The following is a 21207-nucleotide window of genomic DNA, read 5'->3' as shown; positions in this document are numbered from 1 at the left end:
GTCACGAGCGGCCTCGGCCGATGCCCACCGGCGCGGCGGCGAGTGCCTCCACCGGTGCGAGGGCGTACTCGGCATGGGCGCCGTGGGGCGGAAACGCGCAACCGTACACCTCATCACCCGGCTTGAACCGCGCCGTCCGGCCGTCGCCGACGGCCACCACCACTCCGCACAGGTCGAGCCCCACCGTGAACGGCGGGGCGCCGAACTTCCGCACCGCCCCGGAACGGACCTTCCAGTCGGCCGGATTCACTCCGGCCGCGTGGACGCGCACCAGCGCCTCGCCGCGACCCGGCGTCGGCAGGTCCGTCTCGACGACCTCCAGAACCTCCGGGCCGCCATAGCCGCGCTGCCGGCGCAGTCCTCGCCCCGCGGTGCGCCCGACCCCGGCCGTCCTGCCGTGGCCCGGCGGGGTGTTCACGTCACCAGGCGCAGCGACGTCTCCGCGATGCCCAGCCGTATGCTCTGACCCCAGGTCAGTTCCAGGGCGTCGGCTTCCATCCCGTCGCCGAAGACCACGATCCGGTCCGTTTCCACGGTCAGCCGCAGCCCCTGACCCTGCCCCAGCTCACCGGAGACCCGTGAGGTTCCGGTCGCGGGTGAGGGCCAGGCCTCGCGTACGAACCACAGGAGCCGCCGCTCGCACGGTGCGGGCAGCTCCGCGGTGCTGCCGCGCTCCAGCCACAGGGAGCGGAGCCAGCCGGTCGCTCCCGTACCGGTGCCCACCAGTACCCCGGAGGATGCCTGGGCCTCGCCCGGGCCCTCCTCGCCCTCGGGGCCCAGGCGGTAGCGGGCGGTCTGGTGGCCGGGCGGGCCCAGGTAGATCTCGTTCAGCGCGAGGAGGCGCTGGGTGTCGTCGGCGACGGCCTCGACCATGGTCAGCTCCTCCGCCAGGCCCCCGGCGGCGATCGCGGCGTGCAGCAGGGCGGCCGTGTCGGCGCTGCGGTGACGGACCAGGATCCCGGGGTTGCGCCCCGGGTCGGTGTCGATGCCCACCACCGGCTGCCCGCGGAGGTACTTCGCGGTGTTGGCGACCAGGCCGTCCTGCCCGACCACGACCACGACGTCCTCCGGGCCGAACAGGAAGCGGTCCAGGTCCGCCCGCTCCACCCGGGTGCTGCGCCAGGTGAGCGGCACCGCGGCCGCCACCTCCCGCAGCGCCTGTCGGGTGCGGTCGTGGCGGCGGAGCACCTCGTCGACGGAGCGGCCCCGGCTGGAGAGGAAGAACGCGGCCTGCCCGTGCGTCCCGTGCCGCGCGAGCAGCTCCTCGTACTCGGTCCTGCGGTGTACGAGCACCGCCCGCGGGGCCAGGCTCACTCGCCCGCTCCGCCGTCCGGACGTCCGAGCCGGGCGAGGAGTCCGGTGAGGACGTCGGGGGAGAGCGTGATGCTCTCGATCCGCGGCATGTTCTCCGCCAGCCGGGTCGCCGCCAAGGCGTGCAGCGTGCCCGGGCCGGCCTCGTCGTGCACGCGCAGCCAGGCGGCCTGGGCCTCGGCGCGCGCCGCTCCCGTCTCACGGGCCGCCTCGGCGTCCGCGCGGGCCAGGCGGACCTTGCGGGCCGCCTCGGCTTCGGTCCGCACGGCGTCCGCCGCCGCCTTCTCCTCGGCCTCGCGCCGGGCGTTGATGCCGCGCTGGTCCACCAACTGCTCCTCGCGCCGGGCCAGTTCGATCTGGCTGCCCAGCTCGTTCTCGGCGATGGCCCGCTCGCGCTCGACGGCCACGGCCCGCCGTTCGTAGGTGGCCCGGTCCGCCTCCTGCTGGATCTGCTCGCGGGCCGGGGTGCGCAGGGCGCGCTCCACCTCCGCCTCGGGGCGGATCGCCACGACCCGGACGGCCACCACGTCGATGCCGGTGGCCGGGAGCCTGGGCTCGGCGGTGAGACCGTCGGCGACCCGCTGCCGCACGGATGCGACGCCATTCACCAGAGCGGCGGCCAGCGGGGTCCGGGCCAGTGCGTCCAGCGTGTGCTGCTGCGCGGTCTCGGTGAGGAGGGTGGCGATCTGCTCCAGGGGCGCGCCGCGCCAGCTGCCGGTGTCCGGGTCGACGGAGAAGTCGAGCCGGTCGGCGGCCGCGGCCGGGTCACTGATCCGGTAGGTGACGGTGGCCTGCACCGTGACGTCCTGGAAGTCGGCCGTGCGGGCGTGGAAGGCCATGGCCAGCTCCCGGTCGTCGACGGGCACTTCGGACAGCGCCGCCGACAGCGACCGGTACCAGAAGCTGAGCCCCCGGCCGTCGTGGACCAGCCGGCCGCGCCTGTGGTGTCGGATGTGGGCGGTGGGCGCGGAGCGCAGATGACGCCAGCCGAGGCGCCGGGTGATGTCGGCCATGGCCAACCCCCTTCATTTCGTCAATGCGACGATAAGGGGGAGCGGGTTATATCGTCAAGAGGACGAAAAGCCTCGCGGCTTCGCCGGCGTCCAGCTGATGCCGGCCACCACCGGCAGGTGATCGCTGCCGGTGGCCGACAGCACCCGGGACTCCTCCACGTTCACCCCCCTGACCAGGATCTGGTCGATCCGCGCCACCGGGAACCTCGCAGGCCAGGTGAAGCCGAAGCCGTCCCCGGCCTCCGTCTGGGCCGAGCGCAACTGCGAGGTGATGCCGTCGAGCGCGCGGTCATCGGCCGTGCCGTTCAGATCGCCGAGCAGTACCACCCGTTCGCTCCGCTCGGCCGAGAGGGCTTCGCCGAGCGCCCTCGCGTTGCGGTCCCGGCTCTCCGTCCAGAAACCGCCCCGGGGCATCAGACGTACGGATCCCAGGTGGGCCACGTACACCGCCAGCGGCCCCTGGTCGGTGGCCACCGTGGTGCGCAGGGCCCGGTTGGAGGCCAGTTTCACGTCGGCCGGCTTGGCGGCCCCCAGCGGCCCGGCGTCCATCTGCGTGTCGACCGGCCGGGTGTCCGACAGCGGCAGCTTGCTCCACAGTCCGACCGTGCCCTGCACCGTGCGGTGGGGGTACGCCTCCGCCAGGCCCTTCTCGTACGCGCCCAGGGCCTGCGGGGTCAGCTCCACCAGGGCCAGCACGTCCGCACCGGAGGCGGCCAGGGCGCGGGCGGTGCCGGCCGGGTCGGGGTTGCCGGCGTCGACGTTGTGCTCGGCGACGGTGAGGTCGGCGGGGCCGCCGGTGTAGGAGCGGTCGCCGACCAGCCCGCCGAAGAGGTTCAGCCACACCGCGACGGGCAGCACCAGCGCGGCCAGCGCGGAGGCGGAGCGGCGCCGCAGCGCCCAGACCAGCAGGACCGGTACGCACAGGCCGAACCACGGCAGGAAGGTCTCGACCAGACTGCCGAGGCTCCAGCGGTCCGTGATCCGCGCGTGCAGCAGCAGGGTCAGGGCGAGCAGCACCGCCAGCGCCGCGAGCACCGGTCCGCGCTTCCAGGGGCCGGGCCGAGCGGTCGCGCGCACCGCCCTGCGGATGCGCGCGGCCGCTCGGGCGGTGGTTCGTTCTGACGGTGCCGTGTGCAACATGGCGCCAGTCAAGACGACACGGTGTTGCCGGCACGTATGCGGTTCTCGATACGCCGACGATATGCGCCGGCTCGTAGCATCACTCCCATGCGCGTGCTGATCGTCGAGGACGAGCCCTACATGGCGGAAGCCATCCGCGACGGCCTGCGCCTGGAGGCGATCGCGGCCGACATCGCGGGTGACGGCGACACCGCTCTGGAGATGCTGGGCGTCAACAGCTACGCCATCGCCGTCCTCGACCGCGACATCCCCGGCCCCTCCGGTGACGAGGTCGCCGAACGCATCGTCGCCTCGGGAAGCGGCATGCCGATCCTCATGCTCACCGCGGCCGACCGTCTCGACGACAAGGCCTCCGGGTTCGGCATCGGCGCCGACGACTACCTCACGAAGCCCTTCGAGATGCGGGAGCTCGTGCTCAGGCTCCGGGCGCTCGACCGCAGGCGTGCGCACACCAGGCCCCCCGTGCGGGAGATCGCGGGCCTGCGGCTGGATCCGTTCCGCAGAGAGGTCTACCGGGACGGCCGCTACGTGGCGCTCACCCGCAAACAGTTCGCGGTGCTCGAAGTCCTCGTCACCGCGGAAGGCGGTGTCGTCAGTGCCGGGGAACTCCTGGAACGCGCGTGGGACGAGAACGCGGACCCCTTCACCAACGCGGTGCGCATCACCGTCTCCGCCCTGCGCAAACGGCTCGGCCGGCCCTGGCTCATCGCCACCGTGCCCGGCCACGGCTACCGCATCGACACGGAGCCCGGCACCGGAACCGGGGGAGCGGAGCGTGGATAGGGCACCCGGTCCGAGCGTTCGCCTCAAGCTGACCCTCAGCTACGCCGGATTCCTCATGATCGCGGGCGTCCTGCTGCTCGCCACCGTGTGGGAGTTCATCCTGCGCGATGTCCAGGTCGTTTCGAGCAGGCCCGGTGAATTCGTGCCCATCCGCTCCGTCATCCTGCGCGACTACGCCCCGGCGACCGCCGGGGTGCTGGCCTTCCTGCTGGTGTTCGGCCTCCTGGGCGGGTGGACCCTCGCGGGCCGCATGCTCGCCCCGTTGAACCGCATCACGCACGCCACCCGTACGGCCGCGGACGGATCGCTCTCCCACCGGATCCGGCTGCCGGGCCGCCAGGACGAGTTGCGCGAACTCGCCGACGCCTTCGACACGATGCTCGCGCGGCTCGAAGCGCACGTCACCGAACAGCGGAGGTTCGCGGCGAACGCCTCCCACGAGCTGCGCACCCCGCTGTCGGTCTCGAAGGCGCTGATCGACGTGGCCCGCGCCGATCCGGGCCGCGCCGCCGACCCGCTCATCGACCGCCTCCACGCGGTCAACGCCCGGGCCATCGAACTCACCGAAGCGCTGCTCCTGCTGAGCCGAGCCGACCGGCGGTCCTTCACACCGGAACCCGTCGACCTGTCCCTCATGGCGGAAGAAGCCGCCGAAACGCTCCTTCCCCTCGCGGAAGAGCACGGCGTCACCCTGGAGACCGACGGCGACATCGCCCCCACCCTCGGATCGCCGGCGCTCCTGCTGCAACTGACCACGAACCTCGTGCACAACGCGATCGTCCACAACCTGCCCGAACACGGCAGCGTGCGGGTGACCACCCGCATCCGCCCCGAGACGGTGGTGCTCACGGTCGAGAACACCGGCGAGCCGATCACCCCGGAACTGGTCTCCACGCTCACCGAGCCGTTCCAGCGCGGCACCGAACGCGTACGCACCGACCACGCCGGCGTCGGGCTCGGCCTGGCGATCGTCCAGAGCATCACCCGTGCCCACGACGGGACCCTCACCCTCACCCCGCGTCCCGCGGGCGGGCTCCACATCACGGTGGAACTGCCCGTGGCGCCCCCGGACCAGGGCAGCGGTGCACCACCACGACCGTGATCGCCGGGGGAGAGGGCGGCGGGATCCGCCGTAGGGAGACGGGTCAGGCGGTCCGGGCCAGGGCCGCGGCGAGGTTGTCGAGGACGTGGGGCCAGCCCTTGCCCATGCCTGCGAGCGCCTGTCGCCCCATGGGGGAGTCGAGGTCGAAGCCGGTGTGGGCGAGGGCGAGGAGGGTGCCGCCGTCTCGCGCGTGCAGGATCCACGTGATGGTGGTGTCGAGGGTGCCCTCGGCGAACCGGTAGGCCAGCAGGCGCTCCTCGTCCACTTCGGTCACTTCGCAGGACTGGTGGCCGAAGTTGTTGCCCATGTCGAGGGTGAAGCGGTGCCCGACGACGGGCTTGATGTCGCCGGCGGCCCACCAGCGGGCGTGCAGCTCGGGGTCGGTCAGGGCCTTCCACACTGCCGCCGGGGGGTGGGGCAGGAACTTCTCGCAGGTGATCGTGTCGTTCTCGGTCGTCATGTTCCGCTTTCTTCGTCCAGGAGATCGGACAGCGCCTGAAGGCGCTGCTTCCAGTAGCGCTCGAACGGATGCAGCCACTCGCTCACCTCGGCCAGCCGGGCCGGTTCGAGGTGATAGAAGCGGTGCCGGCCACGCGGCTCCTCCCGTACCAGTCCGGCGGTACGGAGCACCGCCAGGTGCTCGGAGACGGCGGGCCGCCCGAGCTCGAACATCCCGGCCAGCTCGCCGGTGGAGCGAGGTCCATCGCGCAGGCTTTCGAGCAGTCTGCGGCGCACCGGATTCGCCAGCACGCCGAACACATCCGTAGGCATGACCGCAATATAGGTCGGAAATCTCCGACGCGTCAAAGATTTCCGACGCATCCTTAATCCGTTGTCGAGGGGCCGAGCGCCCGGCTAGGTTCATCCAGCCGCCTGCATCGGGGCAGGCCGGCGCTGTCGACGAGGAGGTGTGGAGCGCATGCGCAGGATTGCCCACGAGTTGAGCTCGCGTACTGACCATCGCCACCTCCTCACGACGGAGACACCTTGTCCCTTCGCATCACCCCACTGACCGACCCCGCTCACGGGCCGCACGGCCCGCGTCTCGCCTGGCTGGCGTCGGACGCGGATTCCATCCCTGTCGGGGCGGCCTTCCTGCGGCTGTTCGCCGACCCCGGACAGGAGCACCTGGCCGAGCTCGACCTCCGTGTCCATCCCGCGGAGCGCCGCAAGCGCGTCGGGTCGAGGCTCCTCGACACCGCCGTGGCCACCGCCCGCGACCATGCCCGGCGCTGTGTTGTCGCGCAGGCCGAGGCCGGATCGCCCGGCGACCGTTTCCTGGTGGCGCGCGGTTTCCGGAAGGTCCTCACCTTGCGGTACACCCGCTTGGCACTGGCTGACGTGGATATGGCCCTCCTCGCCGAGATCACCGAGCGTCCGCATCCCGGCTACCGGCTGATGTCATGGCGGGGGACCGTCCCCGACGACCTCGCCGAGACGTTCGCCGCCTCACGCCGCGCCATGGACGACACGCCCATGGAGGACACCGACTGCGGCACCGTGACCTGGGACGTGGACCGTGTGCGGGCCGCGGCCAAGGCCGTCGAACAGCGCGGCGACCACCTGCACACCGTCGTCGCCGTCGACGCCGCCAACGGCTCGATAGCCGGGTTCACCGAACTCGTCATCCCCGGCAACGGCACGGGTGACGGCCAGCACTACGGCACCGGTGTGCTGCCCGAGCACCGTGGACACGGCCTCGGCCGATGGATGAAGGCCGAGTCGATCCGACAGGCCCGTGCGGACTATCCGGACCTCGACGGCCTCCTGACCGACACCGCCGACAGCAACACGCACATGAGACAGATCAACGACGGTTTCGGCTACACCCCCACGCACACGACACACCAGCATCAGCTCGACCTCTAGCGGCGAGCGGACGGGCCGGACGGGACATCAGCCCGCCCGGCCCGTCCCTGCTTTTGACGCACCCCCGGCCTGCGCAAGCCGGCCCAGCACCCCGGAACACGGGCTACGTCGTCCTCCTCATCAGCACCCTGCTGGGCGGACCCTCGGTGTCGTCACCCTTCCTGCCGTCCGCCCAGGCGCCGCAGAGCCCCGATGTCAGGGGCCCGGCAGCGCGGACCACCCCGAGTCCCGCCATCGGCAAGCCCGCGAGCGGCAGCCGGAGCCCCCGGCCGTCCCCCACCCGCGCCACGGCGTCCCCCACCGCCGCACCCGGCAGGACAGCCGGAACCTCTACCGACACAGGTCCGGCGACCGGCGCCACCGCCGGCCCCGCCCCGACGCCGGCCAGTACGGCGCGCGGCCGTTCCGGTACCGCACCGGGCCAGGGCGGCAAGCCCACCGCCCACCCCTGATTCCGCACCGCCAGGCAGGAAACCCCCCTTGTCCAAGAACCCCCGTCGTAGCAGGGCCCGCGGCCGGCACGGCACCGTACGCAACGTTCCGCTGCGCACCCACTGGCTGCTCCTGACGACGCTGGTCCTCACCCTCTCGACCGCGCTGCTGCTCCAGGGCTACACCCAGCACCTCTTCGACACCAGCGCCGACGGGGCGGCCCGCGACCGAGGGCCGGCGTCCACCGTGCCCGCGGCCCTGCTGCGCGTCGGCGGCGTCAGCGACATCACCCTGGCCGAGGACACCGACCTCACCATGGCCCTGTGCCGAGACGGCTGGCGGGTCGTCTACGAGGAGCGCGCCAAGGCATGGACGGAGGCGCCGGCCTCACTGGGCGCCTTGTGGAAGCAGCGCTACCGCTGGTGCTACGGCACCCTGCAGGCCATGTGGAAGCACCGCGGCGCCCTCACCCAGCGCGGCCAGGCGGGCAAGCTCGGCCGACGCGGCCTGATGTACCTCCTGATGTTCCAGGTCCTCCTGCCGCTGCTCGCGCCCGTCGTCGACGTGTTCGCCGTCTACGGCCTCGTCTTCCTCGACCCCATGCGCATCGTCGGCCTGTGGACGGCGTTCCTGCTCCTGCAGGTGCTGATGGGCCTGTACGCGTTCCGCCTCGACGACGAGCGCCCCGGCCCCCTCTGGAGCCTCCCCCTCCAGCAGTTCGTCTACCGCCAGCTGATGTACCTCGTCGTCATCCAGTCCGTCTTCACCGCCATCGCCGGATCGCGCCTGCGCTGGCAGCGGATGGAGCGCTACGGCAGTCTCCAGGTCCCGCCCGGGGGCACGACGCAGCCGCCGGCCCCGGCCCCGGTACCGGCGCAGCCCCCCGTACCCGCGCCGGCGCCCGCGCCCGGCGACGGCTACGACACCGATCCGGGATGGGCGTACCCTCCTCACTCGCCCCACCCGGACCAGCAATGGCCCACGCCGACGATCTACCAGGAGTACCACTGAACGCTGACGTCACGGGGCCGTGCCGCCGCGCGGGACCTCCGCCCGTCGGGCGGCCCCGGCCGGTCAGTCCCTCCAGTGCAGGGGACCCAGACGGATCAGGCGGAGCTGGGCGCGGGCGGTCCGGGCGGCGGCCGACCAGTCCTCGCCGCGCGGCGAAGCGGCGAGGAACGCCGACGCAGTCATGAAGTGACGCGCCGCACCACGGCGCCGGCGCGCCGCCCGGCGTCGCCGGTCGCGGCCAGGAGGCCCCGTACCGTCACGTCCGGGCTGGCCAGGGCCTCTTCCACACAGGGCAGCCGTGTCCCTTCCCTCTTCACCGTATAGCGCACCGGGGGGCTTGCGGCAAGGCCCAGGTCGTACCGCACGATGGCCGACCGAAGCCACAACCTGCGGGAATGGGGAGCAAACGTGCGTGTGCTGTTGTCGACGTGGGGGTCGCGCGGGGATGTCGAACCGCTGGCCGCCCTCGCGGTGCGGTTGCGGGAACTGGGAGCGCGGGCGCAGGTGTGCGCACCGCCCGACGAGGAGTTCGCGGAGCTGCTGGCCGGGGCCGGTGTGCCGCTGGTACCGCTCGGCCCGCCGGTCCGCTCGGTGGTGACCGCCGAGAGGCCTCCGACGGCGCAGGACGCCTTCCGCCTCGCGCCGGAGCTGGTCGCCGCACGGTTCGCCACCCTCACCGCCGCCGCTGCCGGTGGATGCGACGTCCTCCTGGCCACCGGCCTCATGCCGGCCGGAGCGCGCGACGTGGCCGAGCGGCTGGGCATCCCGTACGTCTTCGCCTGCTTCCACCCCTTCGGACTGCCCTCACCGCACTTCCGCCCCGGGCGCCGGCCCGGCACGCCCTCCCCGCCGGAGGAGAACGACCTCAAGGTGCTGTGGCGGCAGGACTCCCAGCGGGTGAACGCGTTGTACGGGGCGGCGCTCAACCAGCACCGGGCGGAGGCCGGCCTGCCGCCGGTGGACGACGTCCGGGACCACGTCCTCACCGGCCGGCCGTGGCTCGCGGCGGACCCATTCCTCGGCCCGTGGCGGGACATGACGGACCTCGACCTCGTCCAGACCGGGGCCTGGATCCTCCCGGACGAACGGCCCCTCCCGGACGGCCTGCAGGTGTTCCTCGCGGCCGGTGAGCCCCCGGTGTACGTGGGCTTCGGCAGTATGGGCCCGCACCGCTCGAAGGACCTCGCGCGGCTGGCCGTCGAGGCGGCCCGCGCACACGGCCGCCGCGTCGTCCTCGCCCGCGGCTGGGCCGGCCTGGCCGTGGCCGACGACCGGGACGACTGCTTCGTCATCGGCGAGGTCAACCACCAGGCGCTGTTCCCCCGGATGGCCGCCGTGGTGCACCACGGCGGTGCGGGCACCACCACGGCGGCGGCCCGGGCCGGCACGCCGCAGGTGGTGGTCCCGCAGATCGCGGACCAGCCGCACTGGGCCGCCCGGGTCGCCGAGTTGGGCATCGGTGCGGCCCACACCGGCCCGGCCCCCACCGTGGAATCGCTGTCGGCCGCGCTCGCCACCGCCCTGGCGCCCGGAACCCGGCGACGGGCGGCCGCCGCGGCCGCCGAGGTACGCACCGACGGCGCGACGGTCGCCGCGCGGCTGCTGCTCGACGTGGCCGCCCGGGGAAGGTAGCCGCAGGCGCGGCGCACCGCGGCGAGCGCAGGGCGCACGGGGGGCGCACGGCTCACGTTCCCTCGTGCCGCACGGAGGGTCAGGCGGACAGGGCCGCCGAGACGACCGAGCGCGCCGCTTCCTGGACCTCGGCGAGGTGTCCGGGGCCCCGGAACGACTCCGCGTAGATCTTGTAGACGTCCTCGGTGCCCGAGGGGCGGGCCGCGAACCAGGCGGCGTCCGTGGTCACCTTGATCCCGCCGAACGCCGCGCCGTTGCCCGGGGCGCTGGTGAGGACGCCGGTGACCGGGTCTCCGGCCAGCGTGTCCGCGGTGACCTGCCGCGGGGACAGCCGGCCGAGGACCGCCTTCTCCTCCCGGGTGGCCGGGGCGTCGATACGGGCGTACGCCGGCGCGCCGAACCGTTCGGTGAGCGCGCCGTACCGCTCCGAGGGGCTCTGCCCCGTCACCGCGAGGATCTCGGAGGCGAGCAGGGCGAGGAGGATGCCGTCCTTGTCGGTGGTCCACACGGACCCGTCACGACGGAGGAAGGAAGCCCCCGCGGACTCCTCACCGCCGAACCCGAGGGTGCCGCCGGCCAGGCCGTCGACGAACCACTTGAAGCCGACCGGGACCTCCACCAGCTCCCGGCCCAGATCGGCGGCCACCCGGTCGATCATCCCCGAGGACACGAGGGTCTTGCCGATCGCCGCGGAGGCCGGCCATCCCCCGCGGCGGCGGTAGAGGTAGTCGATCGCGGTGGCGAGGTAGTGGTTGGGGTTCATCAGCCCGCCGTCCGGGGTCACGATGCCGTGCCGGTCGGCGTCGGCGTCGTTGCCGGTCGTGACGTCGAACCGGGCCCGGCCCTCGATCAGGGAGGCCATGGCGTACGGGGAGGAGCAGTCCATCCGGATCTTCCCGTCCCAGTCCAGCGTCATGAACCGCCAGGTGGGGTCGGTCTCCGGGTTGACGACGGTGAGGTCGAGGCGGTGCTCCTCCGCGATGCGTCCCCAGTAGGCGACCGACGCGCCGCCGAGCGGATCGGCGCCGATGCGCACGCCCGCCGCGCGGACGGCGTCCAGGTCGAGCACGGAGGGCAGGTCGCGGACGTAGGCGCCGAGGAAGTCGTACCGGCCGGTGGTGGGGGCCGCGAGGGCGCGCGCGTACGGGAGTCTGCGGACCTCCTTCAGACCGCCGGCGATGATCTCGTTGGCCCGGTCCTGGATCCAGCCGGTGGCATCCGATCCGGCGGGACCGCCGTGCGCCGGGTTGTACTTGAAGCCGCCGTCTCCGGGCGGGTTGTGCGAGGGGGTGACGACCACCCCGTCGGCCAGTGCACCGGTGCGGCCGCGGTTGTGCGTGAGGATGGCATGGGAGACCGCGGGCGTCGGAGTGCAGCCGTCCGCGGTGTCGATGAGGACCTCCACCCCGTTGGCGGCGAACACCTCGACCGCCGTCACACGGGCGGGTTCGGACAGCGCGTGCGTGTCGGCGCCGAGGAACAGCGGCCCGTCCACGCCCTGTTGGGCCCGGTACTCGCAGATGGCCTGGCTCGTCGCGGCGATGTGGTCCTCGTTGAACGCGGTGGCCAGGGAGGAGCCGCGATGCCCCGAGGTACCGAAGCCGACGCGCTGGGCCGGATCGGCGGGGTCCGGGTGCAGGGCGTAGTACGCGGTCACCAGCCGGGGCACGTCGACGAGGTCCTCCGCCCGTGCCCGCTGCCCCGCTCGCTCATTCGACATCGGTTCGCTCCTTCGTCCACTCGGGACCCCCGGCGGGGGCCGCGCCGCTCCACGGTCTTGCCGGAGGCGGACGCGGCCGGGATCCACCTCCTCCACGCGGCCTACCCAGTGAGGACGACTCCCACCGGCCACGTTCGCCGCTCCTCCTTGCCCGAGGAGGACGCCGGAACCCGGACGGAAGGTGTACCCGATCCGTAGCCACGGCGCGGCCGAGGTGTGCCGTTCGGGTGGTGGGCGATCGTTTCTGCCCTCCCCGATCGTGTGGCAGGGGCCAGGCGCGGGGTGGCTAGCGTCGCGGCCACCGCTCCCCGCTCGGTTGCCGCCACCCCTACGCCGCTGCCGCGGGCCGGCCGGCACAGGCCCGCATCGCCCGGGGGCCGGCCCGGGCGGGAGGAAACCGACGACGGAAGGGCAACCCCGTGTCAGCACCGACCCGAATCGACCACGACGCGCGCACGCACAGCACCCGGCTCGCCTACGGCATGGTCCGGGCCGCGGCCCTGGCCTACCAGGACGAGGCGACCGTTGCGGCGACGGCCCGCGGGCTGCCGCCTGTACCTCGAAGACCCGCGCCTGCAGGCTGACGGCATCTACACCTACGGTCAGCCCCGTACCTGCGACAGGCTCCTGACCCGTGCGGCCCGCGGCTGGACCGCCGCGGAGCCAGCCCTCCCCGATGAATATGATTGTCGTCGGCTAGGGTGTGCCCGCTCGCGCCGGGCCGCCTCCGGGCGGGCTGGGCACGTTCCGCCGCACCGCGGTGGACGAGGAGCGAGGGGCGCAGCGTGGTTGAGGGCTCGGCGAGCACTGCGACGGGGCCACCGCCACCACGTCCAATCGCCCCGCAGGGCGGCGGGGCGGACGCGCAGCCGGCAGGCCGGGCGAGGACCGGAACGGTCGGCGCGGCCCTGGTCGGGGCCGCGGTGGCGGCGGTGCTCGCCGGACCGTGGCTGGAGCGGCATTTCGGGCTGGCGGCGCTCGGAGCCTGGCGCACGCTGCTGGTGGCCATCGTCATGCAGGGCGTGCCGTTCCTGCTTCTCGGGACCGTGGTCTCGGCGGCCATCGGCGCGTTCGTCCCCGCCCGGGTCTTCTCCACGATCCTGCCCCGCAACCCCGTCCTCGCCGTTCCGGTGGCCGGTGCCGCCGGCGTGGTGCTTCCAGGGTGCGAGTGCGCCTCGGTGCCGGTCGCGGGCAGTCTGATGCGCCGGGGCGTGGCTCCCGCGGCGGCCCTGACGTTCCTGCTCGCCGCGCCCGCCGTCAACCCGGTGGTGCTCGTCTCGACGGCGATAGCGTTCCCCGGCAAGCCGGAGATGGTGGCCGCGCGGTTCGGTGCCTCGCTCGTCACCTCGGTCGTCATGGGCTGGCTGTGGATCCGCTGGGGGCGCGAGGAGTGGCTGCGGCTGCCGACGGGGCACGCGGAGCACGCGCCCGGCGCGGGCCGGCTGGAAGCCTTCCGGCGCGGGCTGCAGCATGACTTCCTGCAGGCGGGCGGTTTCCTGGTGGTCGGCGCCATGGCCGCGGCGACCTTCAACGTCCTCGTGCCGCCGTCCGTGCTGGAAACCTTCTCCGGGGCTCCCTGGCTGGGCATCCTCGTCGCGGCGGTACTCGCGGTCCTGCTGTCGGTCTGCTCGGAGGCGGACGCGTTCGTCGCGTCCTCCTTCACGGGCTTCTCGCCCACCGCCCGCCTCGCCTTCATGGTGGTGGGCCCCATGGTCGACCTGAAGCTGATCGCCCTGCAGTCGGGAGCCTTCGGGCGGGCATTCGCGGTGCGGTTCTGCGCCGGCACGTTCGTCGTGGCGATCCTGTGCTGCGTACTCGTGGGAGGCGTACTCCTGTGACCGGACAGGCCCCCGCCCGCGGGGAACACGCTCGCCTGCTGAGCGGCCTCGGCTCGCCCCTCCTGCTGGTGCTGACCGGCACCGGCCTGCTGCACACGACCGTGCGCAGCGAGGTGTACCTCCGGTACGTCAAGGAAGGGCTGCGGCCGTACCTCGTCGCGTCCGGACTCCTGCTGCTCGCCCTGGGTCTCGCGGGCCTCGGAGTCGAACTGGTGCGCCGCCTGCGGCAGCCGGACGACGACACGGAACGGCGCGACGACCACGACCACGACCACGAGCACGGACACGGACACGGGAGTGGGAGGCACGTCTCCTGGCTCCTCGCCGTACCCGCGCTCACCCTGCTGTTCGTCGCCCCGCCGGCGCTCGGCTCGTACACGGCCTCGCGGGACGGAGCCGCGGCCGGCATCGAGCAGACCGCCTACCCGGAACTGGCGGACGCGCCCGTCACGCCCTTGGCCCTGGAGGAGTTCATCGGTCGTTCCGTGCACGCGCCGAAGACCCTTCGAGGCCGCGAGATCAGGCTGCTCGGCTTCGTCTCCGCGGGCGAGAGCCCGGACACCTGGTACCTCAACCGCCTGAAGCTCAGCTGCTGCGCGGCCGACGCACGGACCCTGCACGTGAAGATGCACGGCGCGCAGGCACCGGACAACGACACCTGGGTCGAGGTCACGGGCGTCTGGCAGGCCGGGGAAGTCCCTGTCGAAAACCCCGTCCCCACCGTGGAGGTCGGAATCCTGAAGCCCGTCAGCCCACCGCGCAACCCCTACCACGACGCGCCGCCCACGGACGACTGAGCCGGGCCCTCCGGAACGCCCCGGGCCCCGTCGCACGCTCAGGGCTGTCGCGGCCGCCGTACGGAGAACTCGTTGCCGTCGGGGTCGAGCATCAGCGCCCGGCCGCCCTCGCCGGTGCCGGTGCGCTGAGCGCCGAGCGAGACCAGGCGGCCGATCTCCGCCTCCCAGTCGGCGCCCGTGGGAAGCGCCAGCTCCAGGTACAGCCTGTTCGTGCCGGTCTTCGGCGCCACGGGAGGACCACCCCACGTGATCTTCGTACCGCCGTCCGGCGACTGGATCGCGGTTTCCTGGTCCTGGTCCCAGACCAGAGGCCACCGCAACGCCTCGCTCCAGAAGTAGCCGACCTCCTGCGTACCGTCGCAGGCCAGCGCTCCGATGAAGCCGGTGCCGGCGAGGAACGTGTTGCCCGCCTTGATGACACAGAACTCGTTGCCGTCCGGATCGGCGAGCACCACATGTCCCTCTTCCGGGAGTTGGCCCACGTCGATGTGTCTCCCGCCGAGTGCCAGCGCCCTGGCCACCGTCTGCTGCTGGTCCTCCGGGGAGGCGCTCGTCAGGTCGAAGTGCGCCTGGTTGGGGCCTGTCTTCGGTTCCTGGCCCGGCAGGAAACGGATGCGGAAGCCGGCGGCGTCAGGGGGCAGGATCGCGAGGCCGTCGTCCGCACCGTCGGCCAGTTCCCAGCCGAGGAGCCCGGACCAGAACCGTGCCAGGTCCGACGGCCGGGTCGCGTTGAAGCAGATCGCGAACAGTTGACTGGTCATTCCGAGCATCTCCGTTTCTCCTACTGACACTACGTGCGCGCGTGGGCTGCGGCGCGGGCCGCCACCGCCGTGGTCCGGGTGGCGGCTCGGGCGGCGCGGCCGGTCAGTTTCCAGGCGAGGGCGCGCAGGGCGAGGGGGCCCGGGGGGAAGACGCCGAGCTGGCCGAGCAAGGTGACGTCATCGCGCACGGCCTCGTGGCGCACCACTTTGCCGTCGCGCAGGCGCAGCACATGGACGTGCTCGAAGTCGATGAGGGCGCCCGTCGGCGGGATCGCCTGGTCGAGAGCGCCGTCGCGGTAGAGGACGAAGGGACCGGTGTGCTGTCCCTGCATCCGCAGCCGCACCCATGCCTGATCGCCTTCGTGGGCCACGCCGAGGATGGGGAATCGCAGGTCGCTGAAGGCGGAGCGCATCCAGGCTCCCGAGGCCAGGACCCCGGCCGCGCCCGGGAGCGAGCAGGCGGGGGGAGAGACGGTCGCCTCTCGGTTGCTGAAGTCGTCATGGATGTACTGGGCGGCCAGTGCCGCCTCCCCGGTCTCCAGGACCGTGAAGAGGCCCAGGGCCGCGTCCGTGGCTCCGTTTCCCATGGAGAATCCCGTCTCTCTCTTCCTCTTCCAGGTTCCTGAGGCCTCGTCCGGCCTCGGACCGATATTGAGGTTATGCATAGCCTATTGAATAGATCAAGGGTTTCTCCTTCTGGCTACACTGGCCCCATGCCAACGAAGCGCACCTACGTATCTCCCCGGAGGGAACAGGCTGCCGCGCACACGCGCGATCTGATCCTGCGTTCGGCGATCGCCTTGTTCGCCGAACGCGGCTACGGGCGTGTGACTGTCGCGGACATCGCGGCCGGGGCCGATGTCTCGCCCAAGACGGTCTTCGCGAGCGTCGGCAGCAAGAGCGACATCCTCAACGAGATCGTGGATGCGGCCGTGCACGCTTCCGGCTACGAACGAGCCATGCGGTCAGTGCGCGCCGCGCAGGACCCCGATTCCGTTCTGGAAGCGGTGGCCCGCGGCACCCGGGCCGGCAACGAGGGCCAGTTCGCCGTGCACGAGGCCATCCGAAAGGCGCTGCCGTCCCATGAGGACGGCGAGGCCTTGTGGGAGCGTGCCACGGCGGACTACCGCGACGCGCTGCGCGCGGCCGCCCGCCGTCTCCACGCCCTGGCGTCATTCCCGCACACCCAGGAGGAGACCGCCGACCTGCTGTGGTTCTGGTTCGGCCCGGCCGGCTGGCGCACCCTGGTGGCGGAGACCGGCTGGAGCTGGGACCGGGCGGAGGCATTCCTCCTTCGCACCGCCATCGTCACACTGCGGACCCCGTTCCACGGGCAGGAGGCGTGAGGCCCGTCAGCCCGTCGGCGTGCGCCAGGAGAACCAGTGGGGGAAGGCGGCCGCGAGCCCGGGATCGCCGCTGATCCGGACGTGTCCGGCGCGCCGCGCGGCCTCCAGCGTGGTGGTCCCGGCGATCACGCGGTGCATCTCCACCGAGTCGGCGTTGACCCACACGTCCACCTCGTGCCCGGGATGGACACGGCAAGCGCTGACATCATCCGCAGGACGCGACAGCACGAGCCACCCCCGCTCCTCCTGCTCAACCCCCTCCCGCCCCAGCGCGAGCTCCACGACGACACGGCGCTGGGGCAGCGCCTCGGTGCGCACGAACTGCCGCAGCCGCCACACCAGCCAGCCCACGTCCAGCTGGTCACGCACGGGATCACCGAACGCCCAGCGACGGGCCCAGTCACCGAGCTGCCAGACGAGGGGCTCAAGGGCCGCCCCGGCGGAGGTCAGCCGGTACGCCGGACGCCCGCCCGCGTCCAGGTCGCGCACGACCAGCCCGTGGGCCCGCATCCGGCGCAGCCGCGCCGACAGCAGACTCCGGCTGATCCCGGGCAGCCCGCGGTGGATGTCGTTGAAACGCTGCGAGCCGAGCAGCAGCTCACGCAGCACGAGCAGGGTCCAGCGGTCCCCGACCGCCTCCACCCCCGCCGTCACCGGGCAGTACTCCATCCGCCGTTGCACTCCAACCCCCTTGGCCCCCTGACCGGTCCACATCTTGTACCGCCCCTCACCGGCAGAACAAGGCAGGCTCGTCCCATGAGCACCTCACCGACCATTACGACCTGGGCAGCGGGCGACTACCCGGCGATGGCCCGCCGCCTGGCCCCGGCGGCCGAGCGGGCCGTCGCCGCGGCCGCGCCCGGTCCCGGCACGACCGTCCTCGACGTCGGCTGCGGCACCGGCAACGCCGCCCTCGCCGCCGCCCGCTGCGGCTCGGCCGTCACCGCGGCCGACCCCACCCCCGAACTCCTCGCCATCGCCGCGCAACGCGCACGGACCGAGGGACTCTCCATCGCCTTCCACCACGCCGACGCCGACCACACCACCGGCGCGTACGACCGCGTCCTGAGCGTCTTCGGGGCCATGTACGTCCCCGACCACCCCCGGACCGCACAGATCCTGATCCACCGCTGCGCCCCCGGCGGCCGGATCGTCTCCGCCGCCTGGACGCCCGACGGCCTGATGGCGGCCACGAACCGCGCCACCAGCCCCTACCTGCCGCCGCCCCCCGCCGGAGGCCGGCCTCCAGTGGGCTGGGGAGACGAGGGGTACCTGCGCGCACTGTTCACCGGCCATGAGGTGACGGTGACCACCGAACACGTCCCGTTCACGTTCGAGTCCCCGCTCGCAGCGGCCGAGTTCTGGGTCCGCACGGCCGGGCACCTCCAGGCCGAACGCGAGCGTCTCCTGGCCGACGGCAACGCATGGCAGGACCTCCACCATGACCTCGCCGACGTCTTCACCGAATGGAACCGGGCCGAGGGAGCGGGGATACGCGTGGAATCGGCGTACCTGCTCGCGCAGATCCACCCGGCTCCCGCCGGGGCCGACCGAGAGCCGAAGGCCGGCGGTGTGAACGCGGGTTGTGGTGCGAACGGGTGATGAGACTTCGGCGTATCGATTCGCCGTGGTCCGCCGCTTCTAAGGTCGCTCTCAGCACCTCAGAGTGAGCGACGAGGTGCCGACTCAGACAACCCGGAGGCCCTGTGTCCCAGTCCGTGTCCGATTCTCCGCAGCACCGCATTTTCGCCATGCTGGATGTGGACGGTGACGGTGTGGTCACACACGCCGAGTACCTGGGGCGGGTGGCAAGGGTGGCCTCGGCCATGGGCCGGGACGCCTCCCATCCGGTTGTCGTCGCGTCGCGGGCGGCGCATGAGGCGGTCTTCGCGGACATGGACGGTGACCACGACGGCCGCGTGACGTTCGAGGAGTACCGCACGTGGGTGGGTCATGACGCGTTCGAGCGTTCCTGTCGCCCTGCTCTGGGTTCCCTGTTCGACATCGCGGACGCCGACGGTGACGGGCGCCTGGAGCGCGGGGAGTTCATCCGCATGCGCACGGCGGCCGGAAACGCCGAGGCGGATGCCGCGGCCGCCTTCGACGACCTGGACGCCGACCATGACGGGCTGGTCGACCGCGACACCTACCTGGCGGGGATCAGGGACTTCGTCACCACTGGTACGTCGCCCATGGCCGCCTCGTACGGCACGGGCCGACCTCTGCTCGACACCGCTCACTAGAGCACAGCGCGACTACGGCTGCCCGTTTCCCGGGCGGCGCTGAGGCCGCCGTGGCGTGCGCGTCAGACGCGGCCCAGGATCCGGTTGCCGGGGGCGGTGGGATCGGTCGAGGTGAAGAACTCCATCGCGGTCTTCAGCCACTCGTCGAGCGTCAGCCGGCCGTCGCCATCACGGTCGAGGGTACGGAAGGCTTCCTGCGCTTCGGCCGCCGGGACGCCGATGGAGGCGTAGAGGGTGATGAACTCGTCACTGTCCACGATGCCGTCGTCGTTGCGGTCGGCCAGGGCCAGGTCGGCCTCGATGGAGGGGCGGACCATGTGCGAGATCCGCTGCGGGTCCGTCGAGCCGGCCAGCGCTGCCGCGAAAGCGTCCTTCGTGATGCGGCCGCTGTGGTCGGCGGGCACGAGCTCGGTGAGCGTGCGCCAGTAGTGGGCCTTGGCGTCACGCAGAGCGCGCGCCTTGGGAGAACTGGTCGGCTCGCCCGCGCCCTCCAGAAGCCGGTCGGCGAGCTCTGCGAAGTCCGCCTCGGTCACGTAGCCGTCGCGGTCGGTGTCCAGCAGGTCGAAGCGGTGGGCGAACTTGCGGCGCAGCACGTCATTTTCGGGCATGAGGTCACTCCGAAGGTCTGGGCAGGGGTGGAATGCGCAGCCGGACCGTTGCCGGTGCACGGTTGCCTTCTACCGGACCGGAGCGCCTCACCGTCCGGGGCGCGGCGACGCGGTCCCCCGGATGGCGCACCGCGTCACCGGGGGCATCCGGGCTCACGGCATCAGGGGGCGGGCAGCAGGCGGGGATAGGGGTCGAGGACCAGGACGAGGCCGCCGGGTGCGTGCCGGGGATCGGTGGGCAGGGAGAACATCTGACTGGTGCCGTGGCCGCCGAGCCCCTGGGCACGATGGCCCTGGCGGGGGCGTCGCAGCTCGGCGTGGAGGACGTCGACGGCCTCCTCGGACGCGTCGTGCACGTCCTCGATGCCGGTGACGATGTTGAGGAACGACTCGTGCAGCCGCGTCCCCCGCAGGTCGCGGCGGCTGAGGGTCTGGGCCTTGCGGAAGTAGGCGTCGCGCCCGTCGTGGATGCGGTAGAAGGCGCTGACGAGGATGAGGAGACGCTCGTAGGCGTGACGGTAGGCCGTCTGGTAGAAGCGCCGTGCCGCGGCCTCGTCGACCTCGCCCCGCAGGACGCTGCCGATGGCCGCGGCGGACAGGAGCCCGCTGTACATCGCCAGGTGTACGCCTGTTGACAGCAGCGGGTCGAGGAAGCAGGCGGCGTCACCCACCAGGAAGTGGCCCTTGCCGCAGAAGTCGCGGCTCACGTAGGAGTAGTCGCTCTCCACCTTGATCGGTGTGACCAGGCGGGCCCCAGCGAGCATCGCCGCGAGCTGCGGGCAGTCACCCAGGGCCTCGTGGTAGACGGCGTCGATCGAGCCGAGCCGCTCTTTCGCCCCCTGGAACGAGCGCTTGCCGGTGACGAGGCCGACGCTCAGGGTCCCGTCATGGAGGGGGATGGCCCAGAACCAGCCGTGCCCCGGCAGGGAGAAGACCCCGATGGCGCCGTCCGGTGCCGAGGCGAGAGGGGCCGCTCCCCGCCAGTAGCCCCAGGCGGCGACGTTGCGGAAAGCGTCGTGGAACCTCCGGGTGCGCAACTGGCGCGCACCGAGAACCCCGGCCCGGCCGGATGCGTCGATGAAGTACCGGAAGGCGGTGTCCCCTTCGTGGCCCTCCCCGGTGGCCCAGGTTGCGGTGGTCGCCCGGCCCCCGGGCAGCGCCACGCGCCGCACCCTGGTCCCCTCCCGCACGACGACGCCCTGACGGCGGGCGTGCTCCAGGAGCAGGTGGTCGAACTCCCCACGGATCACCTGGAAGCTGTACGGGGCCGGCCGGCCCGGTTCGTCGAAGCCGAGGGACCATTCCTCGCCGCCCCAGCCGTAGAAGGCGCCGGTCTTGCGGACGAAGCCGTGGCGCTCGACCACCTCCCGGGCACCCATGGCGTCGAGGACGGGCAGCAAGGAGGGCAGCAGGGACTCGCCGATGTGGTAGCGGGGGAAGCGGTCCCGTTCCAGTAACAGCACGTCGAATCCTTGCCGCGCCAGCAGTGTGCCTGCTGTCGCGCCCCCTGGGCCTCCGCCGGCGATCAGGATCTGTGTCCGTTCGCGCATGTCTCTCCGTAGGCTGGTCGCGACCCCGCTGTCAGTGACACGCTGGTTCCC

The 21207-nt window shown here is 72.5% G+C and carries 23 protein-coding genes and 1 pseudogene; 12 read left to right on the top strand and 12 right to left on the bottom strand.

Features of this window, described 5'->3' with window-relative positions:
- Position 1: 1 nt before the first annotated feature.
- The 4 genes from AB0F18_RS01300 to AB0F18_RS01285 are packed head-to-tail and all read right to left on the bottom strand — an operon-like array spanning position 2 to position 3464.
- Positions 2-418 (bottom strand): alcohol dehydrogenase catalytic domain-containing protein, encoded by a 417-nt coding sequence (locus tag AB0F18_RS01300; protein ID WP_362053333.1) that lies wholly within the window; start codon positions 416-418, stop codon positions 2-4.
- Entirely contained in the window at positions 415-1314 is a 900-nt protein-coding gene (locus tag AB0F18_RS01295) for a hypothetical protein (RefSeq protein WP_362053330.1), read from the bottom strand. The genes AB0F18_RS01300 and AB0F18_RS01295 overlap by 4 nt, the downstream gene beginning before the upstream one ends.
- Entirely contained in the window at positions 1311-2324 is a 1014-nt protein-coding gene (locus tag AB0F18_RS01290) for an SPFH domain-containing protein (protein ID WP_362053328.1), read from the bottom strand. The genes AB0F18_RS01295 and AB0F18_RS01290 overlap by 4 nt, the downstream gene beginning before the upstream one ends.
- A gap of 54 nt (positions 2325-2378) precedes the next feature.
- The gene (locus AB0F18_RS01285) at positions 2379-3464 is read right to left on the bottom strand and encodes an endonuclease/exonuclease/phosphatase family protein (protein WP_362053325.1); all 1086 of its coding nucleotides are present in this window, start codon (positions 3462-3464) and stop codon (positions 2379-2381) included.
- Positions 3465-3551: 87 nt separating this feature from the next.
- On the opposite strand from AB0F18_RS01285, the gene AB0F18_RS01280 reads away from it, so the two are divergent.
- A complete protein-coding gene (locus tag AB0F18_RS01280; protein ID WP_362053322.1) occupies positions 3552-4247 on the top strand; it encodes a response regulator transcription factor in 696 nt (231 codons plus the stop codon).
- The gene (locus tag AB0F18_RS01275) at positions 4240-5349 is read left to right on the top strand and encodes a HAMP domain-containing sensor histidine kinase (RefSeq protein WP_362053319.1); all 1110 of its coding nucleotides are present in this window, start codon (positions 4240-4242) and stop codon (positions 5347-5349) included. The genes AB0F18_RS01280 and AB0F18_RS01275 overlap by 8 nt, the downstream gene beginning before the upstream one ends.
- A 43-nt stretch (positions 5350-5392) precedes the next feature.
- Here the strand turns inward: AB0F18_RS01275 and AB0F18_RS01270 are convergent, their stop codons facing one another.
- Positions 5393-5809 carry an SRPBCC domain-containing protein gene (locus AB0F18_RS01270; RefSeq protein ID WP_362053316.1) on the bottom strand — a complete coding sequence of 139 codons (417 nt, stop codon included), beginning with the start codon at positions 5807-5809 and terminating at the stop codon, positions 5393-5395.
- The gene (locus AB0F18_RS01265) at positions 5806-6120 is read right to left on the bottom strand and encodes a metalloregulator ArsR/SmtB family transcription factor (RefSeq protein ID WP_362053313.1); all 315 of its coding nucleotides are present in this window, start codon (positions 6118-6120) and stop codon (positions 5806-5808) included. Before AB0F18_RS01265 ends, AB0F18_RS01270 begins: the two co-directional genes overlap by 4 nt.
- A 216-nt stretch (positions 6121-6336) precedes the next feature.
- On the opposite strand from AB0F18_RS01265, the gene AB0F18_RS01260 reads away from it, so the two are divergent.
- The 3 genes from AB0F18_RS01260 to AB0F18_RS01250 all read left to right on the top strand — a co-directional run bounded on the left by AB0F18_RS01260 (position 6337) and on the right by AB0F18_RS01250 (position 10293).
- Positions 6337-7218 (top strand): GNAT family N-acetyltransferase, encoded by an 882-nt coding sequence (locus AB0F18_RS01260; protein WP_362053310.1) that lies wholly within the window; start codon positions 6337-6339, stop codon positions 7216-7218.
- Between the two features lie 192 nt (positions 7219-7410).
- On the top strand, positions 7411-8661 hold the full coding sequence (locus AB0F18_RS01255) for a glycosyltransferase family 2 protein (protein ID WP_362053308.1): 1251 nt from the start codon (positions 7411-7413) through the stop codon (positions 8659-8661).
- Positions 8662-9069: 408 nt separating this feature from the next.
- Complete coding sequence (locus AB0F18_RS01250) at positions 9070-10293, top strand: glycosyltransferase (protein ID WP_362053306.1); 1224 nt, start codon at positions 9070-9072, stop codon at positions 10291-10293.
- 79 nt (positions 10294-10372) lie between these two features.
- Here AB0F18_RS01250 and pgm read toward each other — a convergent pair whose 3' ends face one another.
- A complete protein-coding gene (gene pgm / locus AB0F18_RS01245) occupies positions 10373-12013 on the bottom strand; it encodes a phosphoglucomutase (alpha-D-glucose-1,6-bisphosphate-dependent) (protein WP_362053303.1) in 1641 nt (546 codons plus the stop codon).
- Positions 12014-12432: 419 nt separating this feature from the next.
- On the opposite strand from pgm, the gene AB0F18_RS01240 reads away from it, so the two are divergent.
- The 4 genes and pseudogenes from AB0F18_RS01240 to AB0F18_RS01225 all read left to right on the top strand — a co-directional run bounded on the left by AB0F18_RS01240 (position 12433) and on the right by AB0F18_RS01225 (position 14648).
- Complete coding sequence (locus AB0F18_RS01240) at positions 12433-12597, top strand: hypothetical protein (RefSeq protein ID WP_362053300.1); 165 nt, start codon at positions 12433-12435, stop codon at positions 12595-12597.
- Positions 12554-12652, top strand: a pseudogene (locus tag AB0F18_RS01235) (lipase family protein); the annotation flags it as partial. The gene AB0F18_RS01240 and the pseudogene AB0F18_RS01235, both read left to right, overlap by 44 nt.
- Before the next feature lie 146 nt (positions 12653-12798).
- Positions 12799-13851 carry a permease gene (locus AB0F18_RS01230; protein WP_362053297.1) on the top strand — a complete coding sequence of 351 codons (1053 nt, stop codon included), beginning with the start codon at positions 12799-12801 and terminating at the stop codon, positions 13849-13851.
- Entirely contained in the window at positions 13848-14648 is an 801-nt protein-coding gene (locus AB0F18_RS01225; protein WP_362053294.1) for a TIGR03943 family protein, read from the top strand. The genes AB0F18_RS01230 and AB0F18_RS01225 overlap by 4 nt, the downstream gene beginning before the upstream one ends.
- Before the next feature lie 38 nt (positions 14649-14686).
- Here the strand turns inward: AB0F18_RS01225 and AB0F18_RS01220 are convergent, their stop codons facing one another.
- Together AB0F18_RS01220 and AB0F18_RS01215 are read right to left on the bottom strand one after the other, a co-directional pair.
- Complete coding sequence (locus AB0F18_RS01220) at positions 14687-15409, bottom strand: VOC family protein (protein WP_362053291.1); 723 nt, start codon at positions 15407-15409, stop codon at positions 14687-14689.
- A gap of 29 nt (positions 15410-15438) precedes the next feature.
- Positions 15439-15996, bottom strand: a complete 558-nt coding sequence (locus tag AB0F18_RS01215) for an ester cyclase (RefSeq protein ID WP_362053288.1) — start codon at positions 15994-15996, stop codon at positions 15439-15441.
- A 126-nt stretch (positions 15997-16122) separates the two neighbouring features.
- Here AB0F18_RS01215 and AB0F18_RS01210 point away from each other — a divergent pair, with 126 nt between their 5' ends.
- Complete coding sequence (locus tag AB0F18_RS01210) at positions 16123-16755, top strand: helix-turn-helix domain-containing protein (protein WP_362053285.1); 633 nt, start codon at positions 16123-16125, stop codon at positions 16753-16755.
- Positions 16756-16761: 6 nt separating this feature from the next.
- Here AB0F18_RS01210 and AB0F18_RS01205 read toward each other — a convergent pair whose 3' ends face one another.
- Positions 16762-17436 (bottom strand): helix-turn-helix domain-containing protein, encoded by a 675-nt coding sequence (locus AB0F18_RS01205; RefSeq protein ID WP_362053282.1) that lies wholly within the window; start codon positions 17434-17436, stop codon positions 16762-16764.
- 75 nt (positions 17437-17511) lie between these two features.
- Here AB0F18_RS01205 and AB0F18_RS01200 point away from each other — a divergent pair, with 75 nt between their 5' ends.
- Positions 17512-18357: a class I SAM-dependent methyltransferase gene (locus AB0F18_RS01200; protein ID WP_362053279.1), complete on the top strand. Its 846-nt coding sequence runs from the start codon at positions 17512-17514 to the stop codon at positions 18355-18357.
- A gap of 149 nt (positions 18358-18506) precedes the next feature.
- A complete protein-coding gene (locus AB0F18_RS01195; RefSeq protein WP_362053276.1) occupies positions 18507-18998 on the top strand; it encodes an EF-hand domain-containing protein in 492 nt (163 codons plus the stop codon).
- A gap of 62 nt (positions 18999-19060) precedes the next feature.
- Here AB0F18_RS01195 and AB0F18_RS01190 read toward each other — a convergent pair whose 3' ends face one another.
- Both AB0F18_RS01190 and AB0F18_RS01185 read right to left on the bottom strand, forming a co-directional pair.
- Entirely contained in the window at positions 19061-19606 is a 546-nt protein-coding gene (locus AB0F18_RS01190) for an EF-hand domain-containing protein (protein WP_362053273.1), read from the bottom strand.
- A gap of 161 nt (positions 19607-19767) precedes the next feature.
- Positions 19768-21156: an NAD(P)/FAD-dependent oxidoreductase gene (locus AB0F18_RS01185; protein WP_362053270.1), complete on the bottom strand. Its 1389-nt coding sequence runs from the start codon at positions 21154-21156 to the stop codon at positions 19768-19770.
- Between the last annotated feature and the right edge of the window lie 51 nt (positions 21157-21207).

The organism is Streptomyces sp. NPDC029216 (assembly GCF_040648015.1).
Lineage (GTDB): Bacteria > Actinomycetota > Actinomycetes > Streptomycetales > Streptomycetaceae > Streptomyces.
The sequence above is the reverse complement of the archived record's forward strand: the minus strand, read 5'-3'. Positions and strand labels throughout refer to the sequence as shown.